We start from the raw sequence: 19,384 nt of genomic DNA, 5'->3' as shown, positions 1-19,384 counted from the left end.
CGGAGGACGCGTGGCATCAAACGACGCGATGCAGGCGGCACGGCCGCGCAACGAGGCGGAGGAGACGGTCGAGGCCATTCACCGCGGCAATGTCGATGCCGTGGTGGTGCAGGGCCCGAGCGGGCCTCAGGTCATCATGCTGCAGGGCGCGGATGCCCCCTACCATGTCCTGGTCGAGCGGATGAGCGATGGCGCCCTGACGCTCGATGCGGACGGCTGCATCGTCTATGTCAATTCGCGGCTCTGCGCCCTGACCGGACTTGGCGCGCAGGAACTGGTCGGGCGCAGCTTCGCGTCACTGTTTATCGGATCCGTGCCGCAGCAGCGCGCCGATGACACGGCGAGCGACGCGCAGCTGCGCCGGGCCGATGGCGGCGATCTGCCGGTGTCGGTCTGGATGCGGCAGATGGCGATGGGGGGCGTGGTCGCCACGCTTGTGACCCTGACGGACATGTCGATCCAGCGCCGGGCCGAGGAGGTCGCCACGGCCGAGCGCTTCGCGCGCTCGATCCTGGAGCAGGCGACCGACGCCATCGTCGTGCTGGCGCTCGATGGGCGGATCACCCATGCAAGCTGGGTGGCCGAGCAGCTCGCAGGGCGATCCCCCGTCGGACATATGTTCTCGGAGGCATTCGCGCTCGACGCCGAAAGCGCCACTCAGCAAAGCACGTTGGCGCGGTTCTCGCGTGAAAGTCTCGATCAGGCGCTGGCGACCAAGCCGTTTCACGGCGTCGAGGTCCGGCTGCGCGATCCGCGGATGTCCGGCCGTTCCTTCCTGCTCTCGGCCGGGCCGCTGGTGAACGATGCCAAGGATGCTGTCGGCTCGATTGTGACCTTGACCGATATCACCGAGCGCAAGCGCGCCGAGGAGCAGCAAACGATGCTGGTCGCGGAGCTCAATCACCGGGTCAAGAACATCCTCGCCATCGTGCAGTCGGTGGCCGGACAGACATTGCGCACCGCCCCCTCGCTTCCGGCCTTCAACAAGGCATTTTCCGGACGCATTCAGGCGGTGTCGATCGCGCATGACATCCTGACCCAGACGCGCTGGATCGGCATCGGCTTCAACGAGCTGCTGACGACGGTGCTGGCGCCTTATGGCGTCGGGGAGGGCCGTATTGTCATCGAGGGGCCGCCGGTGCTGCTCGAGGCCCGGCTGGTGCTGCCGCTCTCGATGGTGCTGCACGAGCTCGCAACCAATGCCTCGAAATATGGCGCGCTCTCTGCGCCGCTCGGCCAAGTCACGATCTCATGGCGCCTGCGCGATGATCGGCAACGGCTCGAACTGATCTGGCTTGAGCGCGGCGGTCCCCTGGTGGAAGGAGGTGGATCGCGCGGCTTCGGCACTACGCTGATCGATCGGGTCGTGCGCTTCGATCTCGATGGTGACGCCGTGCTGGCATTCGAGCCCGAAGGAATTCGCTGCAAGCTGATCTTTGCCCTGACGGCTGAGACGACACCGGAACATCTGCCGGCATCGGCTGTGCAGCCAGACTAGATCCGGAGAAGCGGAAACCGGTTTCCGAAACGGTCATGATCTAATTGGTGGAGCTGCGCAGGAAGGTCGCCTCGCACATCGCGCGCAACGCGCGCTCGTCGAAGGGTTTGGCGAGCCGGGGCAGGTCTCGGAACTCCGGCGGAAACAGGGTGGCGTCGTCATAGCCCGAGGTGATGATGATCTTCAGCCCGAGCGCAATGAGTTGCGGCAGAATGGCAAAGATCTGCTCACCGCGCAGGTTGACGTCGAGCAGCGCGCCATCGAGGTCGCCGTGCCCGGCCCGGCGCAGAACCTCGGCGACGCGAGAGACCGGGCCGACGACCTCGCAGCCGAATCCCTGCAGCACGGTTTCGAGCTCGAGCGCGATCAGTCCTTCGTCCTCGGCGACCAGGATTCGCAGGCCTTCGAGCTGAGATGTGTCCGTTGCCATGGCCTCCATCCGGTCGCAACCGCGTCCAGGAGTTCCGATCCTCTTTCTATCTAACCATCCGGAGCGGAGTGTCGAGCCGTTTTCGATCCGGCTCGTTAACGGACTACAGAATCGCGTGCGGCAAAAAGCGTGAGCGATTTCCTGTGATCGGGGTCACATCCTCGCGGATGGAGAGGCCGCACGGTGCATGCGCCACCAGCCAGCTGCCGACGACCGGGAACACGCCGCCGAAATCCGGCAGCGGCGCGAGCGCCTGACGGATGAAGCCTTCGGCCCCGTAGGGCCCTTCTTGTTCTGATACCGCAATGCCCTCGGCGACGAGGCTGACATTGGCGCCTTCGCGCGAATAGATCGGCTTGCGCACGAAGCTCGGGCCGAGACTGGCGGCCTTTGGATCATCCTCGAAATAGGCCGGCAGCAGGTTGGGGTGGCCTTCGAACATCTGCCAGAGCAGCGGCAGGATGCCCTTGTTGGAGAGAACGGCCTTCCACGGCGGCTCGACCCATTGCGTCAGCGCGATCGCCAGTTTCGCGCCGAAGGCATCCTGAAACATCCACTCCCACGGATAGAGCTTGAAGGCGAGCGCCATGTCCTTGTTGTCGAGATCGACGAAGCCGCCGGCCTCACGCCAGCCGATGTCGGCCATGTCAAGGATGGTTGTCGATAGGCCGGCTTGCGTCGCCGTGTCGGCGAGATAGGCCAGTGTGGCGGCATCCTCGGCTGCGTCGGTGAGTCCTGCCAGATGCAGCGGGCGTCCTTTGCCAATCAGACGCCAGCGTTCGATCAGCCGCTCATGGATTGAATTGTACTGATCCGCGCGTCCCGGAAGGATGCGCCGTTCGATCGCCTGTTCGAGCCAGGTCCATTGGAACACGGCCGCCTCGAAGATCGACGTTGGCGTGTCGGAATTATATTCGAGCAGCTTCGCCGGCGCGCGGCCGCCCTGGAAACTGAGATCGAGGCGGCCATAGAGGCTGTCGTCCTTTCGCTTCCAGCTCGAAGCCAGCAGCGGCCAGAAGCGGTCCGGGATTTTCAGCCGGCGCAGCAGCACCTCGTCTTTCACCACGCGGCTGACGAGTTCGAGGCACATCTGCTCAATCTCGCCGGTCGGCTCCTCGATGCCGAGCTCGATCTCGGCCAGCGTAAACGCGTAGTAGGCGCGCTCGTCCCAGTAGCGCTCGCCGTCGAGTTCGTGGAAGTCGAACCCGCATCGCGCCGCCGTCTCCCGCCAATCGTCGCGCTCGGGGCAGGGAATGCGCTGCATGGCAATCAGCCGCGGTGATGCGTAGGCACGCCGTGCAGCCGACACGATGTCAGCAGGCATGTCGAGCGCAAGGCGACCGCAGCGATGGCTGCGGTCCCCATCAGCCCCGGCGCCCAACGGCGCCGACCAGTTATCGGGGCGATCCCGATCAGCGGGTAGTCGCGTTTGTTATGATTTTGAGTCTGTGTCAAAGATCCGGATCCAACTCACAACGTAAACGCGGTGTTTTCGCGGCGTCATCGCGATCGCAATCAGCCGCCATGTCCGAAGCCGAAGGCGTGGGCGAAGCCGCCGAAGCCGCCGCGCGAGACGTGGGCGGAGGAGGCGTCGGCGACATGGGTCGAACTGCTGCTTCTGGACTCGTTGTCGCTGCTGGCGAAGCCCCAGCGTCCGGAGCCGCTGCCGCCACTGCTGCCGCCGCCGGAGCGGCGGGTCGTGCATTCGGTGCTCTGCGGCTGTCCGGCCACGGCCGGATCCTGCTGCGGGCAGTTCTGCTGGCGCGGCATCAGCGCATAGGCGGTGCCGCCGACCGCGAGCGTGCCCATCACGAGCAGCGCCACATGGCCGGAGCGCTTCACCGGCGGTGTGGCGGGCGGCGGCGGCAGCGGCCTGCGCTTGCCGAATTCGATGCGTTGCTCGGCCATGGTCAGATGATCATCGAGGCGGCGTTGAGCGCGCCGGCCGAGAGCGAGGCGAGGCCGAGCCAGATGGCCGAGGCCAGCTCACCGGCGACGATGCGGTTGGCGAGGTCCGGCACCGGGATGCGGACGAGATAATACACGATCACCTGGACGATCAGCGCGACCAGCGCCCAGATCAGGCAGTCCAGCACATTGGCCGAATGCGCGATGGCGCTGACCAGCGGCAAAGTGAAGCCGAGCAGGCTTAGGCCGAGCGAGATCGCGGCCGAGGGATGATTGTCCCGGATCAGCTGGAACTCATTGTAGGGTGTGACGCGCGTATAAATGAAAAGGTATGCCGTCACCGCAAACAGGGCGGTGCAGAAATACACCAGGAACGCCGGCAGGCCGGCGAGCGATTGCAGGATCATGATCAGGCCCGAGGCGGAAAGCTTTCATCTGTCGCGGCGCCAGCATGTCCGGTTCGACGTGAACAAAGTCTATGCGCTGTTGGCCTGATTCAGCATCTGCAGCACGGAATCCCCGGTCTTGCGGGTGTGCGCGCTGAGCGCCAGCGCGAAGCCCTGGGCGTCGTGGGCGCGCAGCAGCGCCATGAAAGCCTCGTGTTCGCGCAGCGACTCGTCCCAGCGGCGCGCGTCGTAATTGGCGACCGCGCGGGCGCGGAACACGCTCGCATGCAGCGTGCTCCAGATGTTGAGCAGCACGCTGTTGCCGGCGAGCCTGGTGATCTCGAGGTGGATCTGCTGGTTGAGCCGGAAATAGGCGGCGCGCTCGGCGGCGCCGTGCAGCGCCACCAGCTCGTCATGCATCGCATCCAGCCTGGCGATCTCATCCGCCGTGGCGCGCGCGGCCGCCGCGCGGCCGGCGGCAGCGTCGAGCGCGACCATCACGTCGAAGATCTCGGCGATCTCGCCGGCATCGATCGGCGTCACCACCGGTGTGCGATGGGGCCGCAGCGCGATCAGACCTTCGGCGGCGAGGATCTTGAACGCCTCGCGCAGCGGCGTGCGCGAGACGCCGAACGTCTCGCACAGCATGCGCTCCGGCAATGGCGCACCGGCCGCGAGCTCGCCGTCGATGATCATCTCGCGGACCTTGGCGACGAGCTGATCGTGCAGCGACAGCCGCGCCAGCGGCCGGGTCGACTGGTCGGAGGACAGCTTCAGCCGCGTCGGCTTGAAGCGCGTTTTCAGTCTGGGCCGGGTTGCCGAAGGGGTCATGACAGAAGCTGCGGCTCTGCTGCGAGGTGCCTGAGATTCGGGCGGAGCGCCCTCGGATCAGGCAGATCCAGAAATTCTGATGTAGAATTACATATTGATTTCATTGTAAAAAATCAACATTGCATATCGCATCCAATTGGCACGTCGCTTGCTGATTGGGGGCAGAGACCTGATCCGATCGACCTGCCCTGGAGATGGACGTGACCCGCTTTCTGCTCCCCATTCTGACCCTGCTCATGCTCGCGCTGCCCGCGCCGAGCTTCGCCGAGGACGCACCGAAGATCAAACTCGGCTACGCCAAATGCGCGCATTGCACGCCGATGTCGCTGACACCGCAATTCGCGGAGGGCGTCGCCATCGATGCGGTCGGCTTCAACACCGGCACCGATGCGCTGACCGCTTTGGTGTCGAAGAACATCGACGTCGCGCAGGTGACCTATCTGCATTACGCCATCGCGCTCGATAAGGGCTTCGATGTCGTCGCCATCTCCGGCCAGGTCAATGGCGGCTCGGCGATCCTGCTCGGCAACGACCTCGATGTCGCGCAGGGCGACTGGGGCGCGCTGAAGGCGCTGATTGCCAAGTACAAGGCCGACGGCAAGCCGTTCCGCGTCGCCGCCTCGCGCGGCAATGCGCAGGACATCCACATGCGTGGCGCCTTCGCCAAGCAGGGCATCGACATCAACAAGGATGTGCAGTTCGTCAACATCCCCAATCCGTCCGACCATCTGCAGGCGCTGCGCCGCGGCGAGGTCGAGCTGATCTGCACCGTCGAGCCGTTCGCCACCCAGATCATGCAGGCCAAGGCCGCAAAATTCTTCGGCTTCCCCTATGACCAGGCCGCCGGCAAGCTGACCAACCTGATCCTGACCCGCTCTGACGTGATCGCCTCCAACCCGAAGGGGCTCGAAGGCGTGGTGCGCGCGGTGGTGAAGGTCGATGCGCATATCGCGGCCGACAAGCCGGCGCTGATCGAGGTCATCTCCAAGGTCACCGGCCTCGACAAGGCGATCGCGACCGGTGCCGTCGAGAACCTCGATCCCGATCCGAAGATGTACCGTTCCTCCGCGCTCGCCATCGCCGCGATGATGCGCGATCTCAAATACATCAACTCGGATGTCACGGCCGCGGTCGAGAAGAACCTCGACTACCGCTTCCTGGAAGCGGCGACCGGCAAGCCGAAGACCGAGCTCGGCTACTGAGATGATAGCGCTCGCCCAGCTCAAGAAGCTTGACCGCGCCATTGTCCCGCTGCTTGTGCTCGTCGGCTGGGAGGCGTTCTCGCGCTCGGGCGCGCTGCCGGCGGCGCTGCTGCCGGCACCGTCGACGGTGGTGTGGGCGTGGACGGACTGGCTGGTCGGCACCGACGGCAACACCCAGACCTACAGCGGCCATTGGGTCGCCGACATGCTGGCGAGCCTGTCGCGCGTCGCCGCCGGCTTTGCCATCGCCACCGTGCTCGGCGTGGCGCTCGGCGTCGCCATCGGCTGGTCGCGCAGGATCGAGATCGTGATCGAGCCGACACTGCAGATGCTCAGGCCGATCCCGCCGGTGTCGTGGATCCCGCTCGCCATCATCTGGTTCGGCATCGCCAACAAGCCGGCGATCTTCCTGGTGTTTCTCGGCGCGTTCTTCCCGATCCTGCTCAACACCATCCATGGCGTGAAGAGCTGCGACCGCAATCTCATCCGTGCCGGCGCCATGGTCGGCGGCAGCGAGCGCAAGCTGTTGCGCTACATCGTCGTGCCCGCGGCGATGCCCAGCATCTTCGCAGGTCTGCGCATCGGCATCGGCTCGGCCTGGATGCTGACGGTGACGGCCGAGATGGTCGCGGTGAAGAGCGGGCTCGGCTATGTGCTGTGGGACAGCTATTATTTCCTGCGCTACGATCTGGTGCTGGCGGCGATGGCCAGCATCGGTCTGCTCGGCTTCTGCAGCGACCTGTCGATCCGGCTCGTGATGGCGCGCGTGCTGCACTGGCAGCGCAACACTACCTTGCGCGGCGGAGAGTAGCCATGGCCACGATCGACATTTCGAACGTCTCCAAGATCTTCACCGACAAGAAGCGCAACGCCGATGTCACTGCGCTCGCCGACATCAATCTCTCCATCGCGCGCAACGAATTCGTCTGCCTGCTCGGCCCGTCCGGCTGCGGAAAGTCGACCCTGCTCAACATGATCGCCGGTTTCGAACAGCCGAGTGCCGGCCACGTCACTGTCGACGGCGAGATCGTCACCGCGCCCGGCGCCGATCGCGGCGTCGTGTTCCAGCACGCCAATCTGATGCCGTGGCTGCCGGTGTGGGAGAACGTCGCCTTTCATCTCCTGCTCGGCGGCGGCCAGAAGGCCGAGCGCCGCGCGCGGGCGCAGGTCTATATCGACATGGTCGGCCTCACCGGCTTCGAGAACCATTACCCGTCCGAACTGTCCGGCGGCATGAACCAGCGCGTCGGCATTGCGCGGGCGCTGCTGATGAACCCTCAAGTGATTCTGATGGACGAGCCGTTCGGCGCGCTCGATGAGCAGACCCGCATGGACATGCAGAATGAGCTCGTGCGGATCTGGCAGCAGCACCAGGGCACGATCGTGTTCGTCACCCATGGCATCGACGAGGCGCTGACCTTGGGCACCCAGATCGCCGTCATGAGCGCGCGCCCCGGGCGGATCGTGGAGATCATCCCGATCGACCTGCCGCGGCCGCGGGATATCACGAGCCCGCAGTTCAACGCGCTGAAGCGGCACATTCTCGCGCTGCTGCGCGGGGAGCGGGTGGAGCAGGAGAGGGCTCCGGCATGATGCGCGGCTTGCTTGATCTTGAAGAGCTTCGCAATGGACAAGCATGGTCGAGCCGAAGCGCGGGTCCGTTGGCGGCACATGCTGTCTCGACGACGGCGGTGTACCCTCTCCTCTTGCGGCAGAGGGTGGTTTCTCACGCAGTGAGAAACCGGGTGAGGGGTCTCTCTCCGCGATCTCATTTGTCGAGGCAGACCCCTTACCCAACCGAGTCTGCTGCACGCGCAGGCATGCCCTCTCCCGCAAGGGGAGAGGGCGCATCAATGCGCGGCTCGCCCGCTGCCGCTGCTGTGGAATTGCCGTTAGTCACGCCGGCTCTGGTCGTGCGAAGAGGGCTCAATCACCAATGACCAAACGCACCCTTCTCGGCATGCTGACGCCGTCGTCGAACACGGCGCTGGAGCCCATCACCTCGGCGATGGTCGCCGGCCTGCCGAACGTGTCGGCGCATTTCTCGCGCTTCAAGGTCACCGAGATCGCGCTGTCGAGCGATGCGCTGGCGCAGTTCGACACATCGAACATTCTGCGCGCGGCGGAATTGCTCGCGCACGCCAAGGTCGATGTCATCGGCTGGAACGGCACGTCCTCCGGCTGGCTCGGTTTCGAGACCGACGTGAAGCTGTGCGAGCAGATCACCGCGGCGACCGGCATCCCCGCGACCACCTCGATGCTGGCCTTGAACGAGATCCTGGCGGCCTCGAAGGCCACGACGCTCGGCCTGGTCACACCCTACCGCGACGATGTGCAGGCCCGCATCATCGCCAACTATGCCAAGCTCGGCATCGCCTGCCGCGGCGACCGGCATCTCAACCTGCAGGACAATTTCTCCTTCGCGGAGGTGACGCCGGCGGAGATCGAGACCATGATCCGCGAGGTCGCCCGCGAGACGCCGGATGCGATCGCGGTGGTCTGCACCAACATGCGGGCCGCGCCGCTCGTGGCGCGCCTCGAGCTGGAGACGGGCATTCCGATTCTCGACACCATCGCTACCGTGGTATGGAAATCGTTGAAACTGGCGGGCGTCGACACCCGGGGCGCCAGCGAGTGGGGATCGCTGTTTCAGAAATTCGCCTGAGCATTTGGGAGAGCGCGTCACATGGCTGCATTCGACACCGTCATCCGCAACGGCACCGTCGCCACCGCGAGCGACACGTTCAAGGCCGATGTCGCCATCCGGCAGGGCCGCATCGCCGCGATCGGTGAGGCCATTACCGATGCCGACGAGATCGTCGACGCGTCGGGCCTGCTGGTGCTGCCCGGCGGCATCGACAGCCACGTCCATATCAGCCAGCCGTCCGGCCCCGGCATCGTGATGGCCGACGATTTCGAAAGCGCGACACGCGCCGCCGCGTTCGGCGGCAACACCTTCGTCATGCCCTATTGCCTGCAGGAGAAGGGCCAGCCGTTGCGCGCGGCGCTCAAGGACTATCACGCGCTGGCTGAGCAGGCCTGCTACGTCGACCATTCCTTTCACCTCATCATCGCCGACCCCTCGGACTCCGTGCTCGGCCAGGAATTGCCGGCGCTGGTTGCCGATGGCTATTCGTCGCTGAAGATCTTCATGACCTATCAGGATCTCGCGCTGAGCGATTACGAGATCCTCGGCGTGCTGCAGGTCGCGCGCGAAACCGGCGCGCTGGTGCAGATCCACGCCGAGAACTACGATGCCATCCGCTTTCTCACCGATCGCCTGGAGCGTGCCGGCAAGATCGCGCCCTATTATCACGGCAAGTCGCGGCCGATTGCGGTCGAGCGCGAAGCCACCCATCGCGCCATCTCGCTGGCCGAGCTGATCGATGTGCCGATCGTCATCGTCCATGTCTCCAACCGCGAGGCGATGGAGGAGATTCGCCGTGCGCAGACGCGCGGCCTGAAGATCCACGGCGAGACCTGCCCGCAATATCTGGTGCTGACCGAGGAGGACATGCAGGGCCTCAACATGGAAGGCGCCAAATATGTCTGCTCGCCGCCGCCGCGCGACAAAGCGAGCCAGGGGGCGTGCTGGGAGGGGCTGGAGCAGGGCGTGTTCTCGCTGTTCTCCAGTGATCACTGCCCGTTCCGCTATGACGACGAGGCCGGCAAGCTGACGCCGAAGGGCCGCACCAGCTTCCGCTGGGTGCCGAACGGCATCCCCGGCGTCGAGACTCGGCTGCCGATCCTGTTCTCGGAAGGTGTCGGCAAAGGCCGCATCAGCCTGAACCAGTTCGTGGCGTTCACCGCGACCAACCACGCCAAGACCTATGGCCTGAAAGGCAAAGGCTCCATCGCGATCGGCTACGATGCCGACATCGCGCTATGGGACCCGAACAAGACCGCGAAGATCAGCCAGTCCGGCCTGCACCACGGCTCCGACTACACGCCCTATGAGGGCATCGAGATCACCGGCTGGCCGGTCGCCACGATGCTGCGCGGCAAGTTCGTCGTGCGCGACGGTCAACTCGTCGGCGCCAAGGGCAGTGGCCGCTACGTCACCCGCGGCAAGCCGGGCGCCGTGGCCTGAGGCACGTTCCCTCCATGCGTCATCGCGAGCGCAGCGACGCGATCCAGAGTCGCGGATGGGACTCTGGATGGCTTCGTCGCTTCGCTCCTCGCAATGACGACGTCGCAGCATCGCTCCGGGCGAGCTCTCACCGTCGTGGTGCGCCATAGGTCCCGTGATCGACGCTCCAAAACAGACTCGTCATGCGCGGGCTCGACCCGCGCATCCATCAAGTGGGCAGATTGTTCTCGCGAAGGGATGGATTGCCGGGTCAAGCCCGGCAATGACGACGAAGAGAACGGGGCCCACCCTCCCCTCCAGGGCAGGGTGATCATCGCGTCAATCGCACCAGCCGTCTCTCCCGCACTGCAGCATCATCCCGCGCTACCGCCACCATCCCTTCCTGTTCCAGATGTGTCGAACCATTATTACAACTGGAAGACATAATCCTTGTCAGACAAGGAGTGCCGCCATGCCCGCGCTTGCATTTTCCAACAATGATATTGCCGTGGTCGCCTGGACATTCGATCGCCGCCTCGACGGCTGTCTCGGCTTTGCCATTCACCGCATCGACCTCGCGGACAACAGCGACACTGTGCTGCCGGCGCTCGCGCGCTTTGCCGGGCAGACCGCCGACAAGCTCAAGACCAACCAGGCCCCGGTGCAGAAATTCTGGTGGAAGGACCTGTTTGCCAAGCGCGGCGGCACCTACAAATATCGCATCGTGCCGATGGGCGGGACACCCGGCCAGACCCTGACGCCGCTCGCCGGCGTCGACGCGCTGGAGAGCAACGCAGTCACGCTGACGCCGGAACGGCCGCCGTTCCACGTCTATTTCAACCGCGGCATCACCGCGACCCAGGCCCTCACCCACGCGCTGAACGATCACCCCAGCGTGCCGGCGCTGGCGCCGCACATTCTCGATCCCAACGACCCCATTCGCATCCGGCTGATGGGCCAGCTGCAGGACGGCCTGACCTCGCTGTTGAAGCGCGCGGATGCCGGTGGTGGCACCATTCATGCCGCGCTCTATGAGTTGAACGATCCCAACGGCCTCGAGACGCAGCTGCATCAGAACCCGGCGAGCCGCACGGTCATTCTCGGCAACGAGCAGGGCAAGGACACCGACGACGCCGATGCCGAGAACCGCGCCAATCTGAAGGCCGCCGGCGTCGCCGTGATCGACCGTATCCTCGGCAAAGGCAGCATCCCGCACAACAAGTTCATGGTGCTGACCGAGAGCGGCAAGCCGACCGCTGTGCTCTCCGGATCGACCAACTGGACCTCGACCGGCCTGTGCACCCAGACCAACAATGCGCTGGTGGTGGAGAGCCCCGAGCTGGCCGAGCGCTATCTCTGCTATTGGAATGCGCTCAAGGCCGACGTCGACGCCGCTGATGGCGACAAGGCGGCGCTGCAGTCCAAGACTTTGCGCGACTTCGCCCATGCCAACAATGCCGACGCGATTCAAACGCCGATCGATCTCGGTCATGGTGTCACCATCGAGCCGATGTTCTCGCCCAACACGCCAGGCAAGCTCGGCAAGACCCCGAAGACGCCGAACGACATGGGCCGTGTGTTCGAGCTGATGCGGTCAGCCAAGCACGCCGTGCTGTTTCTCGCCTTCGATCCCGGCAACAATTCGATCCTCGACGTCGCCGGTCAACTGCTCAAGGACAAGCCGGACCTGTTCGTGCGCGGCGCGTTGACCAGCCCGGTGCGCGCCACCAATTTCTCCGCCGCGCTGCATTCCGGCGGCCATTCCGAGAGCGGCGGCGAGGATGATGGCGGCAGCGACGCGCCCGAGGTGAAGGTGGTCGGCGAATCCGGCACGCCGAAGAAACAGGGCGCCAAGGGCAGCATCGATTTCCGCGGCGTCCCGGCCGGCGCCGTGCAGGACGCATTCGGCAAGTGGGAGAAGGAGCTCGCCAAATACGGCTTCGCCATCATCCACAACAAGATCGTGGTGATCGATCCGTTCAGCGACGATTGCGTCGTGGTGACCGGCTCGCACAATCTCGGCTTCCGCGCCTCCCACAACAACGACGAGAACATGCTGATCATCCGCGGCCATCGCGGTCTCGCCGAGGCCTATGCCTGTCACGTCCTCGACCTCTACGACCATTACGCTTGGCGTTTCCTGCTGAAGGAGCACCCCGACATCTTCGGCAAGCCGCTGCAGGGTGATGACAGCTGGCAGGACCGCTACATCAAGGGCGATCAGGAGAAGTCGCCGGAGCTGCGCTTCTGGCTGTCGGCGGCGGGTGGCGGCGGGGCGGCCGAAACGCCACCGACGCCGAAGAAGCCCGCAACGCCAACCGGCACCACCAAGCCGGCCAAGACATCGGCTGTGACGACGAAGCCTGCGAAGGCGTCGACCAAGCCGACCAAGAAGGCCCAAAAGAAGACAGCCGCTGCAGCCAAGACCTCGGCCGGCCGCAAGACAACCACGACAAAGAAGGTCGCGAAGAAGGCGTCGAAGACGGCAAGCCAGCGTGCCGCCTCAGCGAAGAAGGCGAAGGCCAAGGCGACCAGGACGGCGGCGAAGCCTCCGGCGAAGAAGACCGCGGCCAAGACCGCCAGGCGAGCCAAGACGAGCGCCAAGAGGAAAGGGCGCTGACCGTCGCGCCCGCGCTGAACCGTCGCCCTTCAGACGAGGCCATGGGATCTTGATGCGAGTCCGCGGGATCGCATCATGATCTCGTCTCTTGCCCGAAGCGGATCGCGGGCCACGATCGTCCCAGTCCCTAGAGCATGATCGGAAAAAGTGGAAACCTGTTCTCCGAAAAGACCATGCTCTAGCCGTCTTGAAGCGGGCTCAATAGGCCGTCCATCCGCCGTCCGTCGCGTAGAACGCGCCGGTCAGGTTCGACGCCTCGGGCGACAGCAGGAACAGCATCACCGCGACCTGCTCCCACACGGTGGCCGGGCGATGTTTGGGATCCGCATAACTGAGAATGGAGTTCGTCTTCAGCCGTCCCATGCCGCCGTCGGCCGGCGCCCGCTGCGCCTTCGCGGCGACGGCCTGCGCCGCCCGCGCGATCATCGGCGTGTCCGTCGCCGCCATGTTGACGGAGTTGATGCGAATGCCGTGCGGCGCGTAGTCGACCGCGGCGTTGGCGGTCAATCCGTTGACCGCGTGCTTGCTGGCGACATAGGCCGGATTGCCGGCCAGTCCGGTCAGGCCGGCGATCGAGGCGACGTTGACGATGGCCCCGCCGCGCTTCTGCGCCACCATCTGCCGCAGCTCGGCCCGCATGGCGCGGAACACGCCGGTGGCGTTGGTGGCCAGGACATTGTCCCAATAGGCATCGGAGGCCTCGTGGAGCGGCGCGAACAGCAGGTCCTTCTGCTTGTCATAGTCGAACGCCTCGCCGGAAAACACGCCGTCCATGACGCCGGCATTGTTGATGGCGAAATCCAGCCCGCCGAATTTTTCGACCGCCCGCTTGACCATCAGGTCGCAGGAATCGCCCTTGGCGACATCGCCGACGAGAAATTCGATGGCGCCGCCCTCGCGCTGGATCGCGGCCGCCGTCTCGCGCGCCAGGTCCGGCAGCCAGTCGATCCCGACGATGTTCGCCCCCTCGCGCGCCGCCCGTAGCGCCGCGGCGCGGCCCATGCCGCGGGCGAATCCGGTGATGGCGATCGTGCGTGACTTGAAGCGATCCTTGATGAAGTAGTCCGGATCGATCGGGCTGATCGCCAGATTGGCCGGGCCTGCGGACTCCGCCGCCTCGGCGCTTCCCGGAAGCAGCTGCGCCAGCGGAATCGTCACCGCCCCCGAACCCAGGCTCTGCAACATGCTGCGGCGATCCATCGACATCTCCCTTTTCAGAAGCTGATCCGGGCCAGCGACATCGCGCTGAACCAGGGACGGGTGGTGCCGGCAACGGCCTGGCTGACGCCGGACAGCGGCACGGTCAGCGCCAGGCCCGACTGGAACATCACGTTGCGGCTCATGAAATACTTCACCGTCAGATTAACCTCGTAGCCGAGCAGATGTCCGGCCAGCGTCGAGGTGGTGCCGCCGATGTTGTTGAGCTGCTGCGCCTGGAACAGCCAGGCCTGCGGCACGAGCTCCCATTGCGGTGCCGGCCGCAGGATCGCCTGCAGGCGATGGGCGATCAAATTGGTGTCCTGAAACAGCTTGTAGTGGTTCAGCCCCTGCACCCATTCCTCGCCGGTGCCGCCCGACAGCAGCGGATCCCAGCGCTCATAGGTCCGCGTCGCCGGATTGTCGCCGCTGAAGCCGGACAGCCGATAGCTCAAAGTGGGGCGCCACAGCGCCTCGTTGAAGGTGTAGCCCGCCTCGACATAGCCGCCCCAGGCGCGCATCGGAAAGGCGTTGCGGTCGTTCCACTGCAACGCCAGCTCCGTCTTCGCATACGGACCGGAGGCGCCGATGGCGGGTGTCCAATAATAGCGAACGTCGGCGACCTGCAGTCCCTGGCGCGTGCCTTGCGCTGTCGTCGTGTACCAGCCGTAGTCCGAGCGCGGCACGGTCAGATAGGTCAGTCCGAGCTGATGCGGCGTTCCCAGGCCCGTCTCGAGATTCGCGCCGGCGATGACGGTGTGGGTATCGATCGCCGGCAACTCGTCGGGAGCGAGGCGAAAGACCTCGAACTTCGTGGTGTTGTAGCGCGCCTGCGCCAGGAACAGACTGTCGGCCGCCCAGCGCGGATTGAGCTGCACGGCGGCGCGGTCAAAACCGTTGGCCGCGGTGATCCTGATCAGCATGCCGTCGGCGATCTGGAACGGCTGCCGGCCGCCGGACAGGTTGATCACCAGCCGCGAGCCGTCGTCGCCCGTGATCCCGGTGACGATGCCCGCATAGGCGTCCTCGATCGCGCCATGGCGGCGCGGGCCGGTGACGAACAGGTCGGTCCCGACCGAGCCGCTCGCCAGATATGAGAGGCTGCCATAGGCGTAGACATTGTTGCCGATCGGCCCGATGCCCTGCAGCCCGCCCTCCAGCGCGGCTTCGCCGAACGACGACCAGCCGGCGCCGGCCGGTCCCCTGGCGAGCGGATTGGCGCCGACGAAGGCCTGCGGCCGGCCGTACCAGGCATCGTGATTGGCGTAGCCGAGCGTCGCGGCCGTCAGCTTGAGCTTCAGCAGGCTGTCGTCGCCTTGAAGAAGATAGGGGAAATCGACGCGGCCCGGATCCGCCTGCGGCCGGTCGCCGACGACGACGCTGACCTCGACCGCAACACCGCCGGTGTTGCCGTCGACATAGTTGACCGACGCCGAGGCCACGCCGGGGATACGCTTCACCTTGCCGAGCCCGAAATCGACCATCAGGTCGTGCAGCTGCGACCCCGGATACACATTGAGCGCCCGGCGGACACGATCCTCGAACGCGACCCGCTGCGGCCCGCTCGGCACCGCTCCCGACAGCGCCAGACGCACAACCTCGATTGGCCGGTTCTCGAACGTCGGCCCCAGTGCCTGGGCGTTGGCGGCAGAAACGGCGAGCAGCGAGAACAGCCACGCTGCGAGGGACAGACCGAGGCTTCCGCGCGAGCGGAAACGCTTTCCATACGGCATGGCTCTGACACCAGCTCAGTGCGTGGTCCGATGATCGGCGTCGCAAAGGTAGCGCGATTGATCCGGATCAACCAGAGAGAAATTGGTTGCGGGTCACCCTCCCGGTGCGCCGCCCTGTCGCAGGCGCGCCCCGCAGGCTGATAAGCGAGCATTGGGTAATGCCCCGCCGTCGCACAGCAGCGGCCGAGTTGATAGTTTTGTGCAGCGTCAGCGTAATCCCGGATACACATTGAGCGCCCGGCGGACACGATCCTCGAACGCGACCCGCTGCGGCCCGCTCGGCACCGCTCCCGACAGCGCCAGACGCACAACCTCGATTGGCCGGTTCTCGAACGTCGGCCCCAGTGCCTGGGCGTTGGCGGCAGAAACGGCGAGCAGCGAGAACAGCCACGCTGCGAGGGACAGACCGAGGCTTCCGCGCGAGCGGAAACGCTTTCCATACGGCATGGCTCTGACACCAGCTCAGTGCGTGGTCCGATGATTGGCGTCGCAAAGGTAGCGCGATTGATCCGGATCAACCAGAGAAAAAAATTGGTTGCGGGTCACCCTCCCGGTGCGCCGCCCTGTCGCAGGCGCGCCCCGCAGGCTGATAGGCGAGCTTGGGTAACGCCCCGCCGTCGCACAGCAGCGGCCGAGTTGATAGTTTTATGCAGCGTCACCGTAATCTGCGTAATCCGGTGCTCAGCAGATGTGAAACGGGCTCAATAGGCCGTCCACCGCTATCCAGGAAACCGCGCGGAGCGGCGGGCGAGCTGATAGTGTCATGCAGGATCAACGGAGCTGGCCCGGTTCTATCCCTACAGCAGACATCCCCCGCGCCGGACGAAAGGTCCGCGTTGGGCCAGCAAGCGACATGGCAAGCCTAATCTGATAAGGAAAGAGGCCGCCAACTGAGGCGGCCTCCGGATAGGGGATGGTTGTGCTACCTCAAGATCGCTTCTACGATTGGCTACGCTCAAAGTACCCGTGGATGTTCGGGTGGAAGGCCATCCTCGTCAGTTTGGGGTTTAGTGTAGCGGTTATTGCTTTTGGCTTATGGATCAATCCGCCTTCGAAAGTCCGAGAAGAATTTTACCGCGCACACCCAGAATTACTTTCACGCTCGGCAAAGTAGGACACCGCTCCAATCAATTTAGGACACTCGGGGTCAAATACGGACAGCACCCAGGGCGCCTCAATAGGAAACAGTTTGGCAACCGAGAACCTCTCCTGAACGCGGCAGATGTCGTCACGATCTACCGCATGTCTCTTGTGGGTCATAACCAGCCGTTTGGTCTTTGACTGTAAAGCGTCAGCTCTGGCCCAGACAGCCGACCTTTCCCGCTGGAATGCCAAACGCCGCATGGCCACCTGCTGACCTGAGGGCACCGTCCTCGGCAGAGCCGAAACTTGCAGCAGCTCGCTGCGATCCAAGGCGCGCGATGAGGACCGCATGAGCCGGACGCGGCTAGCGCCGCGAGGCGAGGGTTGGGCCCGTCGTCCATGTTGGATCGGCGGGACCGCTCTGCAGCGTCGCTCGCCTTTCGGCGATGGCATGATGGAATAGTTCGAGGACCAGACCGAATGCGGCCAGATCCTCCTGTTCGATGACTCCATCGTCGTAGGATTTGAGGGTCTCGCCGATGATCGCGTCGACTTCGCGCTGTCGTGTCAGCAGATCGTCTTCCGACCCGGCATTGCGCACCTCCGACACGGCCGCGAGAATGCGATTGCGACAGCTGTTGTCGTCGTCCGGTTCGTCCCGGTTCAGAAAGCGACGCAGCCAGGCGGCTGCCGAACCGATGCCGGACAGAACAAGCAGGGCGAACCAGAAGTAGTCGCTGTACTTGTCCAGAAAGGTTCGCTCCGTGCCGTTGATCACCGCCGCGGCGCCCCGATGCACGGAGGGGTCAGTCTCCTTCTCCGTGTCGGGCTTCATGATGTGGGACGCGCCGGCGACGCCTTGCGTGATCGTGTCGCGGACAGCGAACAGCTGCCGATAGAAAGCTGCCGCCTTGGCTTCGGACAGTTCCTTCCTGGCCAGGATCAGGTGGTTGACGCTGATCGTGTCGACCTTGTCCTCTGGCCAGGCCGGTCGCGCGTTGAAGACGCTGGCCGGAATTTCCTCGGCCTCGTAGCGCGCGTGCTTCAGAGCAATGGCCTCAGATGCTTCGATCGGAAGAAAGGTAGGAGCGCCACGCACTCGGGCAGTCGCGGCGATGGCGTCCGCCGTGATTTTGCTGTCAAGCGGACCAACGGCGAGATACGCATCCAGGGTCGGGTCCTGCGCAAGCTTTTCGATCTCGTCCGTCCCGAATTGAGCCGTGGTCACCTTGTCCGGCGGCACGCCGGAGCCTTCCAGAATGGTTCGGAGAACGGCGACGTTTGCTCCGGTCCTCCCGATGATGCCGACCTTGCGACCCGTCAGTTGCGCGATGTCTCCGATCTTACCGCTCGCCTTCTTCTTGGTCTCGTTGCTGCGTCGCCCGGAGGGCGACCACAGGACAACGTAATTCTTCCGCAGAATGGCCAATGTTTGCGCGTCGGGCGGCATGCCGAGGTCGCCGCGGCCGACCGCCAGATCGGTTTTGTCGGCGGACAGCAGGGCGAGCGACTCAGCCGCTCCCCCGGTCGTGAGCGGGGAGAGCCTGACTGTCCTGCTTTCCTCGCTGAAGGCGTCGGCCATCGCCTGGACCACCTGATAGTCGTCGCTCCCTGCCGGTCCAACGGCGATCCGCAGGGTCTCGGGCTGTAAGACGTAGAAGAGGGCGGCCGCAGCGGCGCCAAAGGCAACAAATCCCAGCGCCAACACGATGAGCAACCTTCGTTGACGACCATCGTGAGCGCTCCTGACTGGATCGGACGGTGACATCAGTGGGACCCCCTGACAACAGAGCATGGTGCGCTAGAAGTGTGCCGGGAACCTGGGCGAACTGGTTTCTGTCCGAAATGTTCCGCCGCGCCCACAGAGAGTCCACGAAAGGCGGTCAGCTTTGCGAAGGGACAGTGGTGAGGCAGCCGGGGTCCGCTTCCGGCGAGAGCAGTCTTGTTGTCCCTTGATGGCCGATTTCCAGGTCGGGATTACGGTGACGCCGGCAGGGTTGTGAACACGGATATCGTCGGCGATCGCCGCGATGCTCTCGACCGCGCGCGGCGTGAAGCGAAGCTTCATGGATCGAAGCGGCGAAACGCGGCCTCGATCTCGGTGTCCGTCGCGAACCGGCGCTGCTTGGCCTGTGCAAGGCTCTCCAGCACATCCGGCAGATGCGAGGGGGCAATCTCTTCCGGCTGGCTCTCATCGCCGGCAAGGTCCAGCATTCCGCGCGCGATCTCATTTTGGGTCTCGGAGGGAAGGCGGCGTACGGCGCGCGAGCGCCTGATCGAGCAGTTTGGTCATGTCCGGCTCCTCGTGAAAGATATTGGCGCGTCGAGATGCATTTTCCAGAGGTGTCGAAGTATCTCATGCTGCGAATTGCCTCGCGAGCGCACGCGTTGTCGTCCGAATTGACGGTGCCCGCCCGCCGGATGAGC

General features: G+C 64.8%; 17 protein-coding genes. 7 read left to right on the top strand and 10 right to left on the bottom strand.

Annotated features, from left to right (window positions below; genetic code table 11):
• Window positions 1–10 precede the first annotated feature (10 nt).
• Window positions 11–1,498, top strand: coding sequence for an HWE histidine kinase domain-containing protein (locus BBTA_RS30720; protein ID WP_041750981.1), 1,488 nt, complete (start codon window positions 11–13; stop codon window positions 1,496–1,498).
• Window positions 1,499–1,538: 40 nt separating this feature from the next.
• Here BBTA_RS30720 and BBTA_RS30715 read toward each other — a convergent pair whose 3' ends face one another.
• The 5 genes from BBTA_RS30715 to BBTA_RS30695 all read right to left on the bottom strand — a co-directional run bounded on the left by BBTA_RS30715 (window position 1,539) and on the right by BBTA_RS30695 (window position 5,053).
• Window positions 1,539–1,928 (bottom strand): response regulator, encoded by a 390-nt coding sequence (locus tag BBTA_RS30715; RefSeq protein WP_012046399.1) that lies wholly within the window; start codon window positions 1,926–1,928, stop codon window positions 1,539–1,541.
• Between the two features lie 103 nt (window positions 1,929–2,031).
• On the bottom strand, window positions 2,032–3,192 hold the full coding sequence (locus BBTA_RS30710) for a glutathionylspermidine synthase family protein (RefSeq protein ID WP_012046398.1): 1,161 nt from the start codon (window positions 3,190–3,192) through the stop codon (window positions 2,032–2,034).
• Between the two features lie 251 nt (window positions 3,193–3,443).
• Complete coding sequence (locus tag BBTA_RS30705; RefSeq protein WP_012046397.1) at window positions 3,444–3,836, bottom strand: hypothetical protein; 393 nt, start codon at window positions 3,834–3,836, stop codon at window positions 3,444–3,446.
• Between the two features lie 2 nt (window positions 3,837–3,838).
• The gene (locus tag BBTA_RS30700; protein ID WP_012046396.1) at window positions 3,839–4,243 is read right to left on the bottom strand and encodes a DUF350 domain-containing protein; all 405 of its coding nucleotides are present in this window, start codon (window positions 4,241–4,243) and stop codon (window positions 3,839–3,841) included.
• A gap of 69 nt (window positions 4,244–4,312) precedes the next feature.
• Window positions 4,313–5,053: a GntR family transcriptional regulator gene (locus BBTA_RS30695; protein ID WP_012046395.1), complete on the bottom strand. Its 741-nt coding sequence runs from the start codon at window positions 5,051–5,053 to the stop codon at window positions 4,313–4,315.
• Between the two features lie 194 nt (window positions 5,054–5,247).
• Here BBTA_RS30695 and BBTA_RS30690 point away from each other — a divergent pair, with 194 nt between their 5' ends.
• The 6 genes from BBTA_RS30690 to BBTA_RS30665 all read left to right on the top strand — a co-directional run bounded on the left by BBTA_RS30690 (window position 5,248) and on the right by BBTA_RS30665 (window position 12,944).
• A complete protein-coding gene (locus BBTA_RS30690; protein ID WP_012046394.1) occupies window positions 5,248–6,255 on the top strand; it encodes an ABC transporter substrate-binding protein in 1,008 nt (335 codons plus the stop codon).
• A gap of 1 nt (window position 6,256) precedes the next feature.
• Window positions 6,257–7,066, top strand: a complete 810-nt coding sequence (locus tag BBTA_RS30685) for an ABC transporter permease (protein ID WP_012046393.1) — start codon at window positions 6,257–6,259, stop codon at window positions 7,064–7,066.
• 2 nt (window positions 7,067–7,068) lie between these two features.
• Entirely contained in the window at window positions 7,069–7,848 is a 780-nt protein-coding gene (locus BBTA_RS30680) for an ABC transporter ATP-binding protein (RefSeq protein WP_012046392.1), read from the top strand.
• Between the two features lie 343 nt (window positions 7,849–8,191).
• Window positions 8,192–8,920, top strand: coding sequence for an aspartate/glutamate racemase family protein (locus BBTA_RS30675; protein ID WP_012046391.1), 729 nt, complete (start codon window positions 8,192–8,194; stop codon window positions 8,918–8,920).
• Window positions 8,921–8,941: 21 nt separating this feature from the next.
• Window positions 8,942–10,345: a dihydropyrimidinase gene (hydA, locus tag BBTA_RS30670; RefSeq protein WP_012046390.1), complete on the top strand. Its 1,404-nt coding sequence runs from the start codon at window positions 8,942–8,944 to the stop codon at window positions 10,343–10,345.
• 451 nt (window positions 10,346–10,796) lie between these two features.
• Window positions 10,797–12,944, top strand: a complete 2,148-nt coding sequence (locus BBTA_RS30665; protein ID WP_012046389.1) for a phospholipase D-like domain-containing protein — start codon at window positions 10,797–10,799, stop codon at window positions 12,942–12,944.
• A gap of 198 nt (window positions 12,945–13,142) precedes the next feature.
• Here the strand turns inward: BBTA_RS30665 and BBTA_RS30660 are convergent, their stop codons facing one another.
• The 5 genes from BBTA_RS30660 to BBTA_RS30640 form a co-directional block, all read right to left on the bottom strand.
• On the bottom strand, window positions 13,143–14,144 hold the full coding sequence (locus tag BBTA_RS30660; protein ID WP_012046388.1) for an SDR family NAD(P)-dependent oxidoreductase: 1,002 nt from the start codon (window positions 14,142–14,144) through the stop codon (window positions 13,143–13,145).
• Window positions 14,145–14,158: 14 nt separating this feature from the next.
• Entirely contained in the window at window positions 14,159–15,874 is a 1,716-nt protein-coding gene (locus tag BBTA_RS30655) for an alginate export family protein (protein WP_012046387.1), read from the bottom strand.
• Between the two features lie 207 nt (window positions 15,875–16,081).
• Complete coding sequence (locus BBTA_RS30650; protein WP_012046386.1) at window positions 16,082–16,321, bottom strand: hypothetical protein; 240 nt, start codon at window positions 16,319–16,321, stop codon at window positions 16,082–16,084.
• A 1,000-nt stretch (window positions 16,322–17,321) separates the two neighbouring features.
• Window positions 17,322–18,725 carry a TAXI family TRAP transporter solute-binding subunit gene (locus tag BBTA_RS30645; RefSeq protein WP_012046385.1) on the bottom strand — a complete coding sequence of 468 codons (1,404 nt, stop codon included), beginning with the start codon at window positions 18,723–18,725 and terminating at the stop codon, window positions 17,322–17,324.
• A 296-nt stretch (window positions 18,726–19,021) separates the two neighbouring features.
• Window positions 19,022–19,171 (bottom strand): hypothetical protein, encoded by a 150-nt coding sequence (locus tag BBTA_RS30640; protein WP_012046384.1) that lies wholly within the window; start codon window positions 19,169–19,171, stop codon window positions 19,022–19,024.
• Window positions 19,172–19,384: the final 213 nt, after the last annotated feature.

Source organism: Bradyrhizobium sp. BTAi1 (genome assembly GCF_000015165.1).
Lineage (GTDB): Bacteria > Pseudomonadota > Alphaproteobacteria > Rhizobiales > Xanthobacteraceae > Bradyrhizobium > Bradyrhizobium denitrificans.
Note: the sequence above shows the minus strand (reverse complement) of the source record. Positions and strands in the feature narration are given on the sequence as shown.

Coding starts and splice junctions, on each gene's coding strand:
- BBTA_RS30715 (WP_012046399.1), bottom strand. CDS start 1,928: ATGGCAACGGACACATCTCAGCTCGAAGGCCTGCGAATCCTGGTCGCC.
- BBTA_RS30710 (WP_012046398.1), bottom strand. CDS start 3,192: ATGCAGCGCATTCCCTGCCCCGAGCGCGACGATTGGCGGGAGACGGCG.
- BBTA_RS30705 (WP_012046397.1), bottom strand. CDS start 3,836: ATGGCCGAGCAACGCATCGAATTCGGCAAGCGCAGGCCGCTGCCGCCG.
- BBTA_RS30700 (WP_012046396.1), bottom strand. CDS start 4,243: ATGATCCTGCAATCGCTCGCCGGCCTGCCGGCGTTCCTGGTGTATTTC.
- BBTA_RS30695 (WP_012046395.1), bottom strand. CDS start 5,053: ATGACCCCTTCGGCAACCCGGCCCAGACTGAAAACGCGCTTCAAGCCG.
- BBTA_RS30690 (WP_012046394.1), top strand. CDS start 5,248: ATGGACGTGACCCGCTTTCTGCTCCCCATTCTGACCCTGCTCATGCTC.
- BBTA_RS30685 (WP_012046393.1), top strand. CDS start 6,257: ATGATAGCGCTCGCCCAGCTCAAGAAGCTTGACCGCGCCATTGTCCCG.
- BBTA_RS30680 (WP_012046392.1), top strand. CDS start 7,069: ATGGCCACGATCGACATTTCGAACGTCTCCAAGATCTTCACCGACAAG.
- BBTA_RS30675 (WP_012046391.1), top strand. CDS start 8,192: ATGACCAAACGCACCCTTCTCGGCATGCTGACGCCGTCGTCGAACACG.
- hydA (WP_012046390.1), top strand. CDS start 8,942: ATGGCTGCATTCGACACCGTCATCCGCAACGGCACCGTCGCCACCGCG.
- BBTA_RS30665 (WP_012046389.1), top strand. CDS start 10,797: ATGCCCGCGCTTGCATTTTCCAACAATGATATTGCCGTGGTCGCCTGG.
- BBTA_RS30660 (WP_012046388.1), bottom strand. CDS start 14,144: ATGGATCGCCGCAGCATGTTGCAGAGCCTGGGTTCGGGGGCGGTGACG.
- BBTA_RS30655 (WP_012046387.1), bottom strand. CDS start 15,874: ATGCCGTATGGAAAGCGTTTCCGCTCGCGCGGAAGCCTCGGTCTGTCC.
- BBTA_RS30650 (WP_012046386.1), bottom strand. CDS start 16,321: ATGCCGTATGGAAAGCGTTTCCGCTCGCGCGGAAGCCTCGGTCTGTCC.
- BBTA_RS30645 (WP_012046385.1), bottom strand. CDS start 18,725: ATGTCACCGTCCGATCCAGTCAGGAGCGCTCACGATGGTCGTCAACGA.
- BBTA_RS30640 (WP_012046384.1), bottom strand. CDS start 19,171: ATGCTGGACCTTGCCGGCGATGAGAGCCAGCCGGAAGAGATTGCCCCC.